The organism is Enterobacter sp. ECC-175 (genome assembly GCF_043968675.1).
In the GTDB taxonomy this organism is placed as follows: domain Bacteria; phylum Pseudomonadota; class Gammaproteobacteria; order Enterobacterales; family Enterobacteriaceae; genus Enterobacter.
Genome location: NZ_CP143776.1, coordinates 419345 through 436573, shown reverse-complemented (window position 1 = coordinate 436573; position 17229 = coordinate 419345). Strand labels below are relative to the sequence as shown.

The window sequence follows — 17229 nt, the reverse complement described above, 5'->3', positions numbered from 1 at the left end:
AGTGTCCACACAGATTGTCTGATGAAAAAACAGCAGTAAAAATCTCTGCAGGCTTGTAGCTCAGGTGGTTAGAGCGCACCCCTGATAAGGGTGAGGTCGGTGGTTCAAGTCCACTCAGGCCTACCAAACTCCTTTTAAAGGATGAGCGGTACAGAGATTGCAAACGATGGGGCTATAGCTCAGCTGGGAGAGCGCCTGCTTTGCACGCAGGAGGTCTGCGGTTCGATCCCGCATAGCTCCACCATCTTTACTGCATAAACAAGAAAACTTCAGAGTGAACCTGAAAAGGTGCACTGCGAAGTTTTGCTCTTTAAAAATCTGGATCAAGCTGAAAATTGAAACGACACACATATTATGTGTGTTCGAGTCTCTCAAATTTTCGCAATCACAATGATGAATCGAAAGAAACATCTTCGGGTTGTGAGGTTAAGCGACTAAGCGTACACGGTGGATGCCCTGGCAGTCAGAGGCGATGAAGGACGTGCTAATCTGCGAAAAGCGCCGGCGAGGTGATATGAACCCTTGACCCGGCGATGTCCGAATGGGGAAACCCAGTGTGATTCGTCACACTATCGTTAACTGAATACATAGGTTAACGAGGCGAACCGGGGGAACTGAAACATCTAAGTACCCCGAGGAAAAGAAATCAACCGAGATTCCCCCAGTAGCGGCGAGCGAACGGGGAGCAGCCCAGAGTCTGAATCAGCTTGTGTGTTAGTGGAAGCGTCTGGAAAGTCGCACGGTACAGGGTGACAGTCCCGTACACGAAAGCACACATGCTGTGAACTCGAAGAGTAGGGCGGGACACGTGGTATCCTGTCTGAATATGGGGGGACCATCCTCCAAGGCTAAATACTCCTGACTGACCGATAGTGAACCAGTACCGTGAGGGAAAGGCGAAAAGAACCCCGGCGAGGGGAGTGAAAAAGAACCTGAAACCGTGTACGTACAAGCAGTGGGAGCACCTTCGTGGTGTGACTGCGTACCTTTTGTATAATGGGTCAGCGACTTATATTCTGTAGCAAGGTTAACCGTATAGGGGAGCCGAAGGGAAACCGAGTCTTAACTGGGCGTTAAGTTGCAGGGTATAGACCCGAAACCCGGTGATCTAGCCATGGGCAGGTTGAAGGTTGGGTAACACTAACTGGAGGACCGAACCGACTAATGTTGAAAAATTAGCGGATGACCTGTGGCTGGGGGTGAAAGGCCAATCAAACCGGGAGATAGCTGGTTCTCCCCGAAAGCTATTTAGGTAGCGCCTCGTGAACTCATCTTCGGGGGTAGAGCACTGTTTCGGCTAGGGGGCCATCCCGGCTTACCAACCCGATGCAAACTACGAATACCGAAGAATGTTATCACGGGAGACACACGGCGGGTGCTAACGTCCGTCGTGAAGAGGGAAACAACCCAGACCGCCAGCTAAGGTCCCAAAGTCATGGTTAAGTGGGAAACGATGTGGGAAGGCACAGACAGCCAGGATGTTGGCTTAGAAGCAGCCATCATTTAAAGAAAGCGTAATAGCTCACTGGTCGAGTCGGCCTGCGCGGAAGATGTAACGGGGCTAAACCATGCACCGAAGCTGCGGCAGCGACACTCAGGTGTTGTTGGGTAGGGGAGCGTTCTGTAAGCCGTTGAAGGTGGCCTGTGAGGGTTGCTGGAGGTATCAGAAGTGCGAATGCTGACATAAGTAACGATAAAGCGGGTGAAAAGCCCGCTCGCCGGAAGACCAAGGGTTCCTGTCCAACGTTAATCGGGGCAGGGTGAGTCGACCCCTAAGGCGAGGCCGAAAGGCGTAGTCGATGGGAAACAGGTTAATATTCCTGTACTTGGTGTTACTGCGAAGGGGGGACGGAGAAGGCTATGTCAGCCGGGCGACGGTTGTCCCGGTTTAAGCATGTAGGCGGAGGTTCCAGGTAAATCCGGTACCTTATTAACGCTGAGGTGTGACGACGAGGCACTACGGTGCTGAAGTGATAAATGCCCTGCTTCCAGGAAAAGCCTCTAAGCATCAGGTAACACGAAATCGTACCCCAAACCGACACAGGTGGTCAGGTAGAGAATACCAAGGCGCTTGAGAGAACTCGGGTGAAGGAACTAGGCAAAATGGTGCCGTAACTTCGGGAGAAGGCACGCTGATATGTAGGTGAAGCCCCTGCGGGTGGAGCTGAAATCAGTCGAAGATACCAGCTGGCTGCAACTGTTTATTAAAAACACAGCACTGTGCAAACACGAAAGTGGACGTATACGGTGTGACGCCTGCCCGGTGCCGGAAGGTTAATTGATGGGGTTAGCGGCAACGCGAAGCTCTTGATCGAAGCCCCGGTAAACGGCGGCCGTAACTATAACGGTCCTAAGGTAGCGAAATTCCTTGTCGGGTAAGTTCCGACCTGCACGAATGGCGTAATGATGGCCAGGCTGTCTCCACCCGAGACTCAGTGAAATTGAACTCGCTGTGAAGATGCAGTGTACCCGCGGCAAGACGGAAAGACCCCGTGAACCTTTACTATAGCTTGACACTGAACACTGGTCCTTGATGTGTAGGATAGGTGGGAGGCTTTGAAGCGTGGACGCCAGTCTGCGTGGAGCCAACCTTGAAATACCACCCTTTAATGGCTGGTGTTCTAACGTAGACCCGTGATCCGGGTTGCGGACAGTGTCTGGTGGGTAGTTTGACTGGGGCGGTCTCCTCCCAAAGAGTAACGGAGGAGCACGAAGGTTAGCTAATCCTGGTCGGACATCAGGAGGTTAGTGCAATGGCATAAGCTAGCTTGACTGCGAGAGTGACGGCTCGAGCAGGTGCGAAAGCAGGTCATAGTGATCCGGTGGTTCTGAATGGAAGGGCCATCGCTCAACGGATAAAAGGTACTCCGGGGATAACAGGCTGATACCGCCCAAGAGTTCATATCGACGGCGGTGTTTGGCACCTCGATGTCGGCTCATCACATCCTGGGGCTGAAGTAGGTCCCAAGGGTATGGCTGTTCGCCATTTAAAGTGGTACGCGAGCTGGGTTTAGAACGTCGTGAGACAGTTCGGTCCCTATCTGCCGTGGGCGCTGGAGAATTGAGGGGGGCTGCTCCTAGTACGAGAGGACCGGAGTGGACGCATCACTGGTGTTCGGGTTGTCATGCCAATGGCACTGCCCGGTAGCTAAATGCGGAAGAGATAAGTGCTGAAAGCATCTAAGCACGAAACTTGCCCCGAGATGAGTTCTCCCTGACCCTTTAAGGGTCCTGAAGGAACGTTGAAGACGACGACGTTGATAGGTCGGGTGTGTAAGCGCAGCGATGCGTTGAGCTAACCGATACTAATGAACCGTGAGGCTTAACCTTACAACGCCGAAGATGTTTTGGCGAAGAGACGAAAAATCAAAATTCAGCCTGATACAGATAACAGAATTTGCCTGGCGGCTTTAGCGCGGTGGTCCCACCTGACCCCATGCCGAACTCAGAAGTGAAACGCCGTAGCGCCGATGGTAGTGTGGGGTCTCCCCATGTGAGAGTAGGGAACTGCCAGGCATCAAATTAAGTAGTAAGCCGGTGCATAAATCCGGTGGTTACAGCAGTCTTCGGTGGAGCGGTAGTTCAGTCGGTTAGAATACCTGCCTGTCACGCAGGGGGTCGCGGGTTCGAGTCCCGTCCGTTCCGCCACTTATTAAGACACTAAGCCTGCCTTCTGGGCAGGCTTAGTGGTAAGACGATTTAGGGGCGTAGCTCAGTTGGTAGAGCACCGGTCTCCAAAACCGGGTGTCGCGAGTTCGAGTCTCTCCGCCCCTGCCATATAGAATCCTTTGCTTCGGCAAAGGATTTTTTTTTGCCTGTAGCTCGACAATATTCGCTCTAGTCAAAGTGAGGCTAGCGTCCTTGCCGCCTTACTAGTCAATCCAGTATGTTGATTTTTAACAGATCTTTTATCTGGGATTGCTTATCGCTGTTCTGCAACCAAATGGCATAGAGCGGCCGGGAGAGCGCCGTAGAATCAGTGACGGTGTGTAATCCCGGTTTGTTGTCTGCCCAGCGCGTAGGTAGCCAGGTACAACCCTTTAGTAGGGAAAGCTGCTGGCACGCAATCTCTGCGGAACTCGTCGTCAGCTGGGGAACGTCATCGCTGGCGATTAATCCACTCTCATGCTGCTGAAAATCCGGTCCCCACTCTAAACGGAGATAATTGAGATCGGCTTTTACCATGGATGGCGCTGAGGCATAAAGCGCAAGACCAAACTGCCCAACGATCTGGCTGCTAAATTCATCCATTTTAGGCGCTTCTGTCGTGATCAGAAGATCCAGCTGGCGTTCATGGAGTTGCTTAACCAGCGACTGCCGTTGCGCAATTCTGGCTTCAAACTGCAGGTGTGTATGAGTCCCGTAGAGACGCGTAAGCCATTGACTCAACATACACTCCCATAGCGAAGCGCTCGCACCGATTGAAAATTCATTGTGTCTGGATGTATGCGCCACCTCCTTGCGGGCGGCCTGCCAGGTATTCATCAATGTTTCGGCATACGGCAACAGTTTTTCACCGGCTGGCGTCAAGCGGATGTTGTTGCGATGACGGGTGAAAAGATTGACACCCAATTGATTTTCCAGCTGCCGAATACGAAAACTGACCGCTGACTGCGTGAGATAAAGAGCTTCAGCTGCTCGCCCAAAGTGACGCGTTCTGCTCACTTCAAGGAAAGTTTTTAGCAATTCCGTATCCACATCCTTCTCCACAAAATTATTTGTCGTTATGATTTAAATGTTTTGTTTTACACTCTGTCAAGCGTAACTAATACTCCGCGCCATAAATAGCTCGGCCAAAGAATTAGGAGCGTGTAGGATGGCGGAAAGCTTTACGACGACTAATCGTTTTTTCGACAATAAACATTATCCGCGCGGGTTCTCTCGTCACGGCGATTTCACAATCAAAGAGGCTCAGCTTCTTGAGCGCCATGGTTATGCCTTTAACGAGCTGGATCTGGGCAAGCGTGAGCCAGTAACTGAAGAAGAAAAACAGTTCCTTGCTGTTTGCCGCGGTGAGCGTGAGCCGGAATCTGAAGTAGAACGCGTATGGAGCAAGTACATGGCGCGTATCAAGCGTCCGAAACGCTTCCATACGCTGTCTGGCGGTAAGCCGCAGATGGAAGGTGCTGAAGACTACACCGAGTCTGACGACTGATCTGATACAAAAAGGGGCTGCGGCCCCTTTTTTTATGCCAGCATCTTTTGCAGATGTAACAAAAGACGATCGATCCCGCGATAGCTCAGCGCCTCCTGAAGATGACGTCTTTCAATATCGGGGCTTGCTTCGAGGTCAGCGATAGTTCTTGCTACCTTGAGTAAACGCTGCCAGGCCCGTATAGAAAGGCCAAATCGTGATAACGTGTCCTCTAGCCAGCCGGCATCCTCAGCGGTGAGGTGGCAGTACTGCCGAATCCCCGCATTATCCAGCCGAGCGTTCAACGTATGCTGGCGCGAATACTGACGCGCCTGTGCTGCAATGACTCTTTCACGCACCGAAGCCGTACCTTCACCCTGAGCATGAGTTTGCCGAAGCAGGCCCGGCGGCGGTAAAGGAATCTCCAGGGAGAGATCGAACCTGTCGAGAAACGGTCCGGACAATTTGCTCAAATAGCGCAGCGTTTGCTCGGGCGTACAGCGGTTATGGTTACCTTGATAATGCCCCGTGGGGCTAGGGTTCATTGCGGCAACCAGTTGAAACTTTGCGGGATAGCTGATCTTCGCTCGCGTACGGGAGATATGAATCTCCCCCGATTCGATGGGCTCACGAAGCGCGTCCAGTACGCGGCGCTCAAATTCCGGCAGTTCATCCAGAAACAGAATGCCGTTGTGCGCCAGCGAGATTTCACCCGGTGCGGGAATTGACCCTCCGCCAACCATGGCCGTCAGCGAGGCGCTGTGGTGTGGCGAGCGAAATGGACGACGGCGCCACTGTTTTTGCAGCGACACCGTGCTGACCAGGCTAAATATCGCCGCGCTTTCCAACGCTTCCCGGTTATTAAGCGGCGGAAGCAGTCCGTTCAGCCTGCTGGCCAGCATAGTCTTACCCGTTCCCGGTGGACCTATAAGCAAAAGGTTGTGCCCGCCTGCGGCGGTAATCTCTAGCGCTCGCTTACCTTGCTCCTGGCCCATAATGTCGCAAAGATCTTCACTCGTATCCGGGGTGTACGCATCACTTTCTTCCGGCGCTTTCAGCTCGTGTCGCCCTTCAAGGTAGGCACATACCTCCTGCAAATGCCCGGCTACCAGACACCCTTTCTCAGCGATAAGGCTCACTTCTGACGCGTTCTCATTCGCCACAATAATTTGTCTTCCGGCCCGAATCGCTTCTAAAGCACTTGATATCGCACCAGGAACGCCTCTTAACGAGCCTGTAAGCGCAAGCTCGCCCACGAACTCATACGAGCCTAGCCGAGTCGTATTAAGCTGCTCAGAGGCCGCGAGAAGCGCAATAGCGATAGGTAAATCATATCGTCCCCCCTCTTTAGGCAGATCCGCCGGGGCGAGATTGATGGTTATCTTTTTTGCCGGGAAAGAATAACCGCTGTTGATGATCGCGCTGCGCACCCGGTCCCGTGCCTCTTTGACCGTCGTTTCGGGCAGACCCACCAGGGTTAGCCCGGGCAGACCATTGCTCAGATGCACCTCAACAGAAATCAGCGGCGCCTTCACGCCTAACGCCGCTCGCGTATACACAACTGACAGAGACATGACGCCCTCCTTTTGGCCTTACTATGCCTGTGTCTGTTATCAGCTTTTATCTTCATTTTGTGTATATACGAGGCGCGTTCATGATTTTTAGCGCCATTTTGTAATGATTGCATGACGTTGGAATCGTGCTCGCATAGGAGCTACAGGCTGCTAATCGGCGGAACAAGGAGGACTAAAAAAATGAAAAAAATTCATTTTCAATTTTCCTTATATAAAACAAAGATTTTCAGCAAAATAATTTGCTGCCTAAATAAAATCATCATAAATAAATCTTGTGCTTATTTAAAAAACTGTGATACCTCTTTAGGTATTCCTTCGAACAAGATGCAAAAAGAACTGAAAATGACAGCCCTTCTACGAGTGATTAGCCTGGTCGTGATTAGCGTGGTGGTGATTATTATCCCACCGTGCGGGGCTGCACTTGGACGAGGAAAGGCTTAGAAATCAAGCCTTAACGAACTAAGACCCCCGCACCGAAAGGTCCGGGGGTTTTTTTATGACTAAAAAACGTAAACGAGGAGCAGAGAATGAATGCTAGCACAAAATTCTGTTTCTCCCGATTTATGACGGGGAACTAACTATGAATGGGGCACAGTGGGTAGTACATGCGTTGCGTGCGCAGGGAGTTGAAACCGTATTCGGTTATCCGGGCGGCGCAATTATGCCGATTTACGATGCACTGTATGACGGCGGCGTGGAACACCTACTGTGTCGGCACGAGCAGGGGGCAGCGATGGCGGCCATAGGCTATGCGCGCGCCACGGGAAAAACCGGCGTCTGCATGGCCACTTCCGGTCCGGGCGCAACCAACCTGATCACCGGCCTGGCCGATGCGCTGCTTGATTCCGTTCCCGTTGTCGCTATCACCGGCCAGGTGGCGTCTCCGTTCATCGGCACCGATGCCTTCCAGGAGGTGGACGTGCTTGGCCTGTCGCTCGCCTGTACCAAGCACAGCTTCCTCGTTCAATCTCTGGAAGAGCTACCGCGCGTGATGGCGGAAGCATTTGACGTGGCAAACTCGGGCCGTCCCGGCCCGGTTCTGGTCGATATCCCTAAAGATATACAGGTTGCGCTGGCCGATCTTGAGCCGCACTTCTCCACCGTCAAAAACGATCATGACTTCCCGCATAGCGAAGTAGAAGACGCGCGTCAGATGCTGGCTCAGGCAAAACAGCCGATGCTGTACGTGGGCGGCGGCGTGGGGATGGCGCAGGCGGTGCCGGCTCTGCGCGAGTTTATTGCCGTTACGCAAATGCCCGCTACCTGCACGCTGAAAGGGCTGGGGGCGGTAGACGCAGAGTACCCCTATTATCTGGGGATGCTGGGAATGCACGGCACCAAAGCGGCAAACCTGGCCGTTCAGGAGTGCGATCTGCTCATCGCCGTGGGGGCCCGTTTTGATGACCGCGTTACCGGCAAGCTGAATACCTTTGCGCCGAACGCCAAAGTGATCCATATGGATATCGACCCGGCGGAGATGAACAAGCTGCGTCAGGCGCACGTTGCGCTGCAGGGCGATCTCAACGCGCTGTTACCCGCCTTGCAACAGCCGCTGGATATCAACGCATGGCGCCAGCACACCGCCGATATGCGCGCTGAACACGCGTGGCGCTACGATCATCCCGGTGACGCCATCTACGCCCCGCTGCTGTTGAAACAGCTGTCCGACCGCAAGCCCGCAGACAGCGTTGTCACCACGGACGTGGGCCAGCATCAGATGTGGTCAGCCCAGCACATGACCTACACCCGCCCGGAAAACTTCATCACCTCCAGCGGCTTAGGAACAATGGGCTTTGGCCTGCCCGCAGCGGTTGGCGCGCAGGTTGCTCGCCCGAACGATACCGTTATCTGCATCTCCGGCGACGGTTCGTTCATGATGAACGTGCAAGAGCTCGGCACCGTGAAGCGCAAGCAGCTGCCGCTGAAAATTGTGTTGCTCGATAACCAGCGCTTAGGGATGGTGCGCCAGTGGCAACAGCTGTTTTTCCAGGCGCGCTACAGCGAAACGACGCTCACCGATAACCCCGATTTCCTCGTGCTGGCCAGCGCCTTTGGTATCCCTGGGCAGCACATTACCCGTAAAGACCAGGTTGAAGCGGCACTCGACGCCATGCTCTCAAGCGAAGGGCCGTACCTGCTTCATGTCTCAATCGACGAGCTTGAGAACGTCTGGCCGTTGGTACCGCCAGGTGCCAGTAACGCACAAATGATGGAGAAATTATCATGATGCAGCATCAGGTCGCCGTGCAGGCTCGCTTCAACCCGGAAACCTTAGAACGCGTTTTGCGCGTGGTCCGTCATCGTGGCTTTCAGATTTGCTCTATGAATATGGAGACGGCCACCGATGCCCAGAACATTAACATTGAATTAACCGTTGCCAGTCAGCGGCCGGTCGACTTACTGTTTAGTCAATTAAATAAGCTGGTAGACGTTGCCCATGTTGCCATCTGCCAGAGCACAACCACATCACAACAAATCCGCGCTTGAGCGTGACAGGAAGAGAAAATGACGACGAAAAAAGCTGATTACATTTGGTTCAACGGTGAGATGGTTCGTTGGGAAGACGCGAAAGTTCACGTGATGTCCCACGCGCTGCACTACGGTACCTCCGTGTTTGAGGGTATCCGCTGCTACGATTCTCACAAAGGGCCAGTGGTGTTCCGCCATCGCGAACACATGCAGCGTCTGCATGACTCAGCCAAAATCTATCGTTTCCCGGTTTCCCAGAGCGTTGACGAGCTGATGGAAGCCTGCCGCGAGGTGATCCGCAAGAACAACCTGACCAGTGCCTATATTCGTCCACTGGTGTTCGTAGGTGATGTGGGCATGGGCGTTAACCCGCCGGCTGGCTATAACACCGACGTGATCATTGCCGCGTTCCCGTGGGGCGCTTACCTGGGTGCCGAAGCGCTGGATCAGGGGATCGACGCCATGGTTTCTTCCTGGAACCGCGTTGCGCCAAACACTATCCCAACGGCGGCAAAAGCGGGCGGTAACTACCTCTCCTCCCTGCTGGTTGGCAGCGAAGCGCGCCGCCACGGCTATCAGGAAGGCATCGCGCTGGACGTCAACGGCTACATCTCTGAAGGCGCAGGTGAAAACCTGTTTGAGGTAAAAGACGGCATTCTGTTTACCCCGCCGTTCACCTCTTCCGCGCTGCCGGGCATTACCCGCGACGCGATCATCAAGCTGGCGAAAGATCTCGGTATCGAAGTGCGCGAGCAGGTGTTGTCCCGCGAATCTCTGTATCTGGCGGATGAAGTCTTTATGTCCGGCACCGCGGCGGAAATCACGCCGGTTCGCAGCGTAGACGGTATCCAGGTCGGCGAAGGCCGCTGTGGCCCGATCACCAAGCGTATTCAGCAAGCCTTCTTTGGCCTCTTCACTGGCGAAACCGAAGACAAATACGGCTGGTTGGATCAGGTTAATCACTAAGCATAAATTTGGGACGGCACGCACCGTCCCATTAAATAGTCAGACGGGAGTAAATAAAGCATGCCTAAGTATCGTTCCGCCACCACCACCCACGGCCGCAACATGGCTGGAGCTCGCGCGCTCTGGCGCGCCACCGGGATGACCGACGCCGATTTCGGCAAGCCGATTATCGCCGTGGTGAACTCCTTCACCCAGTTCGTACCGGGCCACGTACACCTGCGCGATCTCGGCAAGCTGGTTGCTGAGCAAATCGAAGCCTCCGGCGGGGTGGCGAAAGAGTTCAACACCATCGCGGTCGATGACGGTATCGCGATGGGGCACGGGGGCATGCTCTATTCACTGCCGTCTCGCGAGCTGATCGCCGACTCGGTAGAGTACATGGTGAACGCCCACTGCGCCGATGCGATGGTGTGTATCTCCAACTGCGACAAAATCACCCCGGGGATGCTGATGGCCTCCCTGCGCCTGAACATTCCGGTGATCTTCGTCTCCGGCGGCCCAATGGAAGCGGGGAAAACCAAGCTTTCCGATAAAATCATCAAGCTCGACCTGGTCGATGCGATGATCCAGGGCGCGGACCCGAAAGTCTCTGACGAGCAGAGCGACCAGGTGGAGCGCTCCGCGTGTCCAACGTGCGGCTCCTGTTCCGGGATGTTCACCGCCAACTCCATGAACTGCCTGACCGAAGCGCTGGGCCTGTCTCAGCCGGGCAACGGCTCCCTGCTGGCGACCCACGCCGACCGCAAGCAGCTGTTCCTCAATGCCGGTAAGCGCATCGTTGAGTTGACCAAGCGCTACTACGAGCAGGACGACGCCAGCGCGCTGCCGCGAAATATCGCCAGCAAAGCCGCGTTTGAGAACGCCATGACTCTGGATATCGCCATGGGCGGCTCCACCAACACCGTTCTCCACCTGCTGGCCGCCGCGCAGGAAGCGGAAATCGATTTCACCATGAGCGATATCGACAAGCTGTCCCGCAAGGTGCCGCAGCTCTGTAAGGTCGCGCCAAGCACCCAGAAGTACCACATGGAGGACGTACACCGCGCCGGTGGCGTTATCGGCATTCTCGGCGAGCTGGATCGTGCGGGCCTGTTGAACCGTAACGTGAAAAACGTGCTCGGCCTGACGCTGCCGGAGTCGCTGGACAAATACGACGTGATGCTAACCAAAGACGACGCGGTGAAGAATATGTTCCGCGCGGGTCCGGCGGGCATTCGCACCACTCAGGCGTTCTCACAGGACTGTCGCTGGGACACGCTGGATGACGACCGCGCCGAAGGCTGCATTCGCTCCCTTGAGCACGCCTACAGCAAAGACGGCGGCCTGGCCGTGCTCTACGGTAACTTCGCGGAAAACGGCTGCATCGTCAAAACCGCTGGCGTGGATGACAGCATCCTGAAATTCACCGGTCCGGCAAAAGTCTATGAGAGCCAGGACGATGCGGTAGAGGCCATCCTCGGCGGCAAAGTGGTGGAAGGCGACGTTGTCGTGATCCGCTACGAAGGACCAAAAGGCGGTCCGGGCATGCAGGAAATGCTCTACCCAACCACCTTCCTGAAATCCATGGGCCTCGGCAAAGCCTGCGCGCTGATCACCGACGGCCGTTTCTCCGGCGGTACGTCCGGCCTCTCTATCGGCCACGTCTCTCCTGAAGCGGCAAGCGGCGGCAACATCGCGATCATCGAAGACGGTGACCTGATTGAAATCGATATTCCGAACCGCGGCATCCAGCTGAAGCTGAGCGATCGGGAGATTGCGGCCCGTCGTGAGGCACAAGAAGCGCGCGGCGACAAAGCCTGGACGCCGAAAGACCGCCAGCGTGAAGTCTCCTTCGCCCTGCGCGCCTACGCGAGCCTTGCCACCAGTGCGGACAAAGGCGCGGTGCGCGATAAATCGAAGCTTGGGGGCTAACGATGGCCGAGTCACAACCCTTATCCGCCGCCCCCGAGGGGGCGGAATACCTGAGGGCGGTACTGCGCGCGCCGGTCTATGAAGCCGTGCAGGTCACGCCGCTGCAGAAAATGGAAAAGCTTTCTTCTCGCCTCGACAACGTCATTCTGGTGAAGCGCGAAGACCGTCAGCCGGTACACAGCTTTAAGCTGCGCGGCGCCTACGCGATGATGGCCGGGCTGACCGACGAGCAAAAAGCGCGCGGCGTCATTACCGCTTCCGCGGGCAACCACGCGCAGGGCGTGGCATTCTCTTCTGCCCGTCTGGGGCTAAAAGCGCTGATCGTGATGCCGGTTGCCACGGCGGATATCAAAGTCGACGCGGTGCGCGGCTTTGGCGGCGAAGTGCTGCTGCACGGGGCCAACTTTGACGAAGCCAAAGCCAAAGCGATTGAGCTGGCGCAGCGGCAGGGCTTTACCTGGGTACCGCCGTTCGATCACCCGATGGTGATTGCCGGGCAGGGCACGCTGGCACTGGAGATGCTGCAGCAGGATGCGCATCTTGACCGCGTCTTCGTCCCGGTGGGCGGCGGTGGCTTAGCCGCGGGCGTGGCGGTGCTGATCAAACAGCTGATGCCGCAGATCAAAGTCATCGCCGTTGAAGCGGAAGATTCCGCCTGCCTGAAGGCAGCGCTGGATGCGGGCCATCCGGTGGACCTGCCGCGCGTCGGGCTGTTTGCCGAGGGCGTGGCGGTGAAGCGCATCGGGGATGAAACCTTCCGCCTGTGCCGGGAGTATCTCGACGATATCGTCACCGTCGACAGCGACGCGATCTGCGCGGCGATGAAAGATTTGTTCGAAGACGTGCGTGCCGTCGCGGAGCCGTCCGGCGCGCTGGCGCTGGCGGGGATGAAGAAATACATCGCGCAGCACAACATTCGCGGCGAGCGCATGGCGCACGTGCTTTCGGGCGCTAACGTTAACTTCCACGGCCTGCGCTACGTGTCCGAGCGCTGCGAGCTGGGCGAACAGCGTGAAGCCCTGCTGGCGGTGACCATTCCGGAAGAGAAGGGCAGCTTCCTCAAGTTCTGCCAGCTGCTGGGCGGCCGTTCGGTGACGGAGTTCAACTACCGCTTTGCCGATGCCAAAGACGCCTGCATTTTTGTCGGCGTGCGCCTGAGCCGTGGCCTCGAAGAACGCAAGGAGATCCTCAGCCTGCTGCACGGGGGCGGCTACAGCGTGGTCGATCTTTCCGACGACGAGATGGCGAAGCTGCACGTGCGCTATATGGTCGGCGGACGTCCGTCGAAGCCGCTCAAGGAACGCCTGTTCAGCTTTGAGTTCCCTGAATCGCCGGGCGCGCTGCTGAAGTTCCTGCACACGCTGGGCACGCACTGGAACATCTCTCTGTTCCACTATCGCAGCCACGGCACCGACTACGGCCGCGTGCTGGCGGCGTTCGAGCTGGGCGAGCACGAGCCGGATTTCGAAACGCGGCTGAACGAATTGGGCTATGAGTGCCACGATGAAACCCATAATCCGGCGTTCAGGTTCTTCCTGGCGGGCTAGCGAATCCCTCCTTCTGTACCAGAACGTAAAATCAGAGCGACTGTCTTGGCAGATAAGGGCTATCGACCAGGACAGTCTCTTGATGGGTTAACCCGTTAATAATATGCAGGGCGCTCTGACGGCCGATTTCATAGTGCGGCAACTGCACGGTAGATAACGGCGGCAGAAAGAGGTCACCTGTCCCCACCATATTGTCGTACCCCAGTACGGCAACGTCCTGCGGGATCTTGAGCCCCCTGGTCAGCAACGCCTGATAGACCACAAAAGCGATACGATCGTTACCGCAAATAATGGCGTCAAACGGGCGCTCCGATCCGGTCAGACAGCGATAAACCAGCTTCGCGGCGTCCAGATAATGCGCGTCTCCTTCCGGCAGATAATGATGGACGAGCCGCTGAGGGTCGACGCCATATTCCTTACAGGCTCGTTCAATGCCCGCCCGACGTCGCTGGCTGACGACCAACTCCTTCGGCAAATGAATGCACAGCGGTTTTCGATACCCTGCTTCCAGCACTGCTTTCATCCCCGCGTATTGCCCGTTTTCATCATCCGGGATGTAGCTGGCCACTTCTTCCGTCAGGCTTTCACAGTTCGCCAGTACGCAGGGAAGGGTGCGCAGCTTTTGCGGAATGGGGACCTGGCGCAGGCCCATTGTGGTGTAGATGATGCCATTAGGCCGATGGGAGAGCAGCAGATCGACGATCTTGTCGGGATTGTCGTCAGAGAACATGTTGACCTGAAAGCTGTTCCAGCCGTGGGCGCGCGCGGTTTCTTCTATCGACAGCGTAATCTCGACGGAAAATGGCGTAGTGGTGGTGTCTAACGCCAGCACGCCGATGGTATTCAGCGTAGATTTTGCCCCGCGGATTTTGCGCGCCGAGATATCAGATACATAGTTCAGCTCGTTGACCGCCGCCATAACCCGCTCGTAGGTGTCCTTTTTCAGGCGCTCGGGTTCATTAAGGGCGCGTGAAACCGTCATCAACGATACGTTTGCCAACTTTGCTACGTCTTTTAATGACGCCATGATGAAAATCCGTCCCAATCTTGAAAAATGCGAAGGGGTTAACAATACCGCAATGTTAACGTTAACTTTTGTGATTAACATCGCAAGCGCGACAAAGGGTGCATGATTGGGAGAAATGTTAACGTTATCTTTTTGTGCAGAGGGCCGAATCGTATCAGGCGGCGCAACGGATAACTTTGAGGGCGGTGGATGAAGATGGAATCGTTATTGCAGGCTGCAAATAGCGCTATTAAAGAAAATCAGAAGGAGATTAAGCCACGCTGGTATCCCGAATACCATCTGGCCCCCCCGGTTGGCTGGATGAACGATCCCAACGGCCTGACGTGGTTCGACGGCTATTTTCACGCGTTCTATCAGCACCACCCCTCGTCGCCCGAGTGGGGACCTATGCATTGGGGGCACGCGCGCAGCCGGGACATGGTGCGATGGGAGCACCTGCCCGTCGCGCTCGCGCCGGAAGGCCCGGAGGATCGCGACGGCTGCTTTTCCGGGTCTGCCGTGGTAGCGGGTGAAAAACTCGCGCTGATTTACACCGGCCATAAGTTTCACGGTCAGCCTGTCGATGAAAACCTTTATCAGGTGCAATGCCTTGCGACCAGCAGCGACGGAGTCACCTTTCAGCGGGAAGGAATGGTGTTGGATACACCCGAAGGCCTGCATCATTTCCGCGATCCCAAGGTGTGGCGCGAGAAAGAGGCCTGGTACATGGTGGTTGGCGCAAAAAAACAGGGCAAGGGTGAGGTGCAAATTTACCGCTCGGCGGATTTACGCCATTGGGACGTTGAGAGCGCTATCGCAGGCGAGGCGATTTGCAGCGCTTACATGTGGGAATGTCCGGACCTTTTCCCGCTCGGCGATAAGCACATCCTGATGTTCTCTCCTCAGGGCGTTGCGGCGGAAGGCTACCGCTATCGCAATCTCTTCCAGAGCGGCTATGTGGTGGGCCGCTGGCAGCCGGGAGAGACCTTTGCCCCAGAAGGGGCGTTTCAGGAGCTTGACCACGGACATGATTTTTACGCGCCGCAAAGCTTTACCACGCCTGACGGACGCCGCGTGATCATGGGATGGCTTGCCATGTGGGAATCCGTGATGCCGGAAAAAGCAGACGGATGGGCGGGGATGCTGTCGTTGCCGCGCGAGCTGACGTTGTCTGAGGATGGACGGGTTTGCCAACATCCGGTTAAAGAGCTGGAAGCGCTGCGCGGCACCTGCGAGCAATGGCAGCCAGCAAAGCTTCAGCAGCAGAAGGTTATCCTGAAGGAACATGTCCGGGCAATGGAGGTGCAGGTCGAGTGGGATACCTCATCCAGCGATGCCGAACGTTACGGGCTTTCCCTGGGCAACGGTGCCCGGATATATGTGGATAACCAGTCGCAGCGTATTGTTCTCGAGCGGCATTATCCTGAGCACAACATCAGCGGTTACCGCAGCGTACCCCTTCCAGAGGGTGACCTTTTACGCTGGCGGTTGTTCATCGACAGTTCGTCGCTTGAGCTGTTTATCAATGCGGGGGAATACACGATGAGCAGTCGTATTTACCCGTCGGACGACGATCGCCAGATGGCATTATTCAGCCACTCAGGTAACGCCACCGTGCATCACGCCTGCGCATGGCCATTAAGCGCTGGGGAGCCGTCATGAGAATCTGGGCGCTCGGTGACGGCGTAGTGGATTTACTGCCGTTTGAAAACATGAAGTTTGAAGCCTGCGCGGGTGGCGCGCCGGTGAATGTTGCCGTAGGCGCCGCGCGTCTGGGCTGTGAGAGCGGTTTTATCGGTCGCGTAGGGGATGATCCCTTTGGCCATTCTTTGCATCGCAGCCTGACGGCATTTGGCGTGAATACCCGACAGATGCAGTTTGATGAAAAACATCATACCAGCACCGTCGTCGTGTCATTAAACGACGACGGGGAACGCCAGTTTGATTTTCTGGTGAGCGCCTCGGCGGACCGCTATCTGACGCGGGACGCTCTGCCTGACTTCGGCGCTGATATCTTACACTTTTGCTCCCTCGCGCTCGCGGCTGAAACCTGCCGGAATACGCTTGAGCGGGCAATAGAGAATATTCGTCGCGCAGGCGGCGTGGTGAGCTTTGATATCAACCTGCGTGAGCAGATGTGGAGCGATGCCGGGGAGATGTTCAATACCATTCAGGCAAAGGCGCTCGAGGCCGATGTGCTGAAACTCTCGGAGGAAGAGTGGTACTGGCTGACCGGCAGTCACGATTTCACCACCGCGCTCGCCAGGCTGGAGGCTTATCCTGCCCGCTTAAAGCTGGTGACCTACGGTGCGCAGGGCACGCTGGTTATCTGGCAGGGCAAAGCCTTTCATTTCTTCGGCTTTCGCGTAGAGAGCATTGATACTACAGGGGCTGGTGATGCGTTTATGGCCGGCACGTTGAGCGCCCTTTCCCGTTCAGGCTGGCCGGAGACGTTTGAGGAACTGGCTGCGTTGGTCACTCAGGCCAGCGCCTGCGGCGCACTGGCGACAACGCAAAAAGGGGCGCTCACCGCCATAGCGGATCGACAGCAGCTTGAGTTATTCCTGCAATCTTCCCCAACGCTGGAGGTGGAAAGCAAAGGATAATCATCCCCGATAACGT

13 protein-coding genes, 4 tRNA genes and 2 rRNA genes are annotated in these 17229 nt (G+C 55.9%); 16 read left to right on the top strand and 3 right to left on the bottom strand.

Annotated features, from left to right (window positions below; translation table 11 throughout):
* Window positions 1-49: 49 nt before the first annotated feature.
* From V1599_RS02180 to V1599_RS02155, 6 genes are all read left to right on the top strand, one after another.
* Window positions 50-126, top strand: a tRNA-Ile gene (locus V1599_RS02180).
* A 42-nt stretch (window positions 127-168) separates the two neighbouring features.
* Window positions 169-244, top strand: a tRNA-Ala gene (locus V1599_RS02175).
* Window positions 245-424: 180 nt separating this feature from the next.
* Window positions 425-3330 (top strand): 23S ribosomal RNA (locus tag V1599_RS02170).
* A gap of 70 nt (window positions 3331-3400) precedes the next feature.
* A 5S ribosomal RNA gene (rrf, locus tag V1599_RS02165) occupies window positions 3401-3516 on the top strand.
* Between the two features lie 55 nt (window positions 3517-3571).
* A tRNA-Asp gene (locus V1599_RS02160) sits at window positions 3572-3648 on the top strand.
* Between the two features lie 53 nt (window positions 3649-3701).
* Window positions 3702-3777: transfer RNA gene (locus V1599_RS02155), tRNA-Trp, on the top strand.
* 99 nt (window positions 3778-3876) lie between these two features.
* Here V1599_RS02155 and hdfR read toward each other — a convergent pair.
* Window positions 3877-4698 (bottom strand): HTH-type transcriptional regulator HdfR, encoded by an 822-nt coding sequence (gene hdfR / locus V1599_RS02150; protein ID WP_112012659.1) that lies wholly within the window; start codon window positions 4696-4698, stop codon window positions 3877-3879.
* Window positions 4699-4816: 118 nt separating this feature from the next.
* Between hdfR and V1599_RS02145 the strand changes: the two genes are divergently transcribed.
* Window positions 4817-5155 (top strand): DUF413 domain-containing protein, encoded by a 339-nt coding sequence (locus V1599_RS02145; protein WP_112012658.1) that lies wholly within the window; start codon window positions 4817-4819, stop codon window positions 5153-5155.
* 32 nt (window positions 5156-5187) lie between these two features.
* Here V1599_RS02145 and V1599_RS02140 read toward each other — a convergent pair whose 3' ends face one another.
* A complete protein-coding gene (locus tag V1599_RS02140; protein ID WP_395300951.1) occupies window positions 5188-6708 on the bottom strand; it encodes a YifB family Mg chelatase-like AAA ATPase in 1521 nt (506 codons plus the stop codon).
* A 342-nt stretch (window positions 6709-7050) separates the two neighbouring features.
* On the opposite strand from V1599_RS02140, the gene ilvL reads away from it, so the two are divergent.
* The 7 genes from ilvL (at window position 7051) to ilvA (ending at window position 13601) form a co-directional block, all read left to right on the top strand.
* Entirely contained in the window at window positions 7051-7149 is a 99-nt protein-coding gene (ilvL, locus tag V1599_RS02135) for an ilv operon leader peptide (RefSeq protein ID WP_001311244.1), read from the top strand.
* Between the two features lie 86 nt (window positions 7150-7235).
* Window positions 7236-7286, top strand: a complete 51-nt coding sequence (gene ilvX, locus V1599_RS02130; protein WP_112012665.1) for a peptide IlvX — start codon at window positions 7236-7238, stop codon at window positions 7284-7286.
* A 2-nt stretch (window positions 7287-7288) separates the two neighbouring features.
* A complete protein-coding gene (gene ilvG / locus V1599_RS02125; protein ID WP_395300950.1) occupies window positions 7289-8935 on the top strand; it encodes an acetolactate synthase 2 catalytic subunit in 1647 nt (548 codons plus the stop codon).
* Window positions 8932-9195, top strand: coding sequence for an acetolactate synthase 2 small subunit (ilvM, locus tag V1599_RS02120; RefSeq protein WP_112012655.1), 264 nt, complete (start codon window positions 8932-8934; stop codon window positions 9193-9195). Before ilvG ends, ilvM begins: the two co-directional genes overlap by 4 nt.
* An 18-nt stretch (window positions 9196-9213) precedes the next feature.
* Window positions 9214-10143 carry a branched-chain-amino-acid transaminase gene (gene ilvE, locus V1599_RS02115; RefSeq protein ID WP_297123273.1) on the top strand — a complete coding sequence of 310 codons (930 nt, stop codon included), beginning with the start codon at window positions 9214-9216 and terminating at the stop codon, window positions 10141-10143.
* 60 nt (window positions 10144-10203) lie between these two features.
* Complete coding sequence (ilvD, locus tag V1599_RS02110; RefSeq protein WP_112012653.1) at window positions 10204-12054, top strand: dihydroxy-acid dehydratase; 1851 nt, start codon at window positions 10204-10206, stop codon at window positions 12052-12054.
* Between the two features lie 2 nt (window positions 12055-12056).
* A complete protein-coding gene (ilvA, locus tag V1599_RS02105) occupies window positions 12057-13601 on the top strand; it encodes a threonine ammonia-lyase, biosynthetic (protein ID WP_395300949.1) in 1545 nt (514 codons plus the stop codon).
* A 31-nt stretch (window positions 13602-13632) separates the two neighbouring features.
* Here ilvA and V1599_RS02100 read toward each other — a convergent pair whose 3' ends face one another.
* On the bottom strand, window positions 13633-14628 hold the full coding sequence (locus tag V1599_RS02100; protein WP_112012651.1) for a LacI family DNA-binding transcriptional regulator: 996 nt from the start codon (window positions 14626-14628) through the stop codon (window positions 13633-13635).
* 195 nt (window positions 14629-14823) lie between these two features.
* Here V1599_RS02100 and V1599_RS02095 point away from each other — a divergent pair, with 195 nt between their 5' ends.
* Both V1599_RS02095 and V1599_RS02090 read left to right on the top strand, forming a co-directional pair.
* Entirely contained in the window at window positions 14824-16269 is a 1446-nt protein-coding gene (locus V1599_RS02095; RefSeq protein ID WP_395300948.1) for a glycoside hydrolase family 32 protein, read from the top strand.
* Window positions 16266-17213 carry an aminoimidazole riboside kinase gene (locus tag V1599_RS02090; protein ID WP_395300947.1) on the top strand — a complete coding sequence of 316 codons (948 nt, stop codon included), beginning with the start codon at window positions 16266-16268 and terminating at the stop codon, window positions 17211-17213. Before V1599_RS02095 ends, V1599_RS02090 begins: the two co-directional genes overlap by 4 nt.
* Window positions 17214-17229 lie beyond the last annotated feature (16 nt).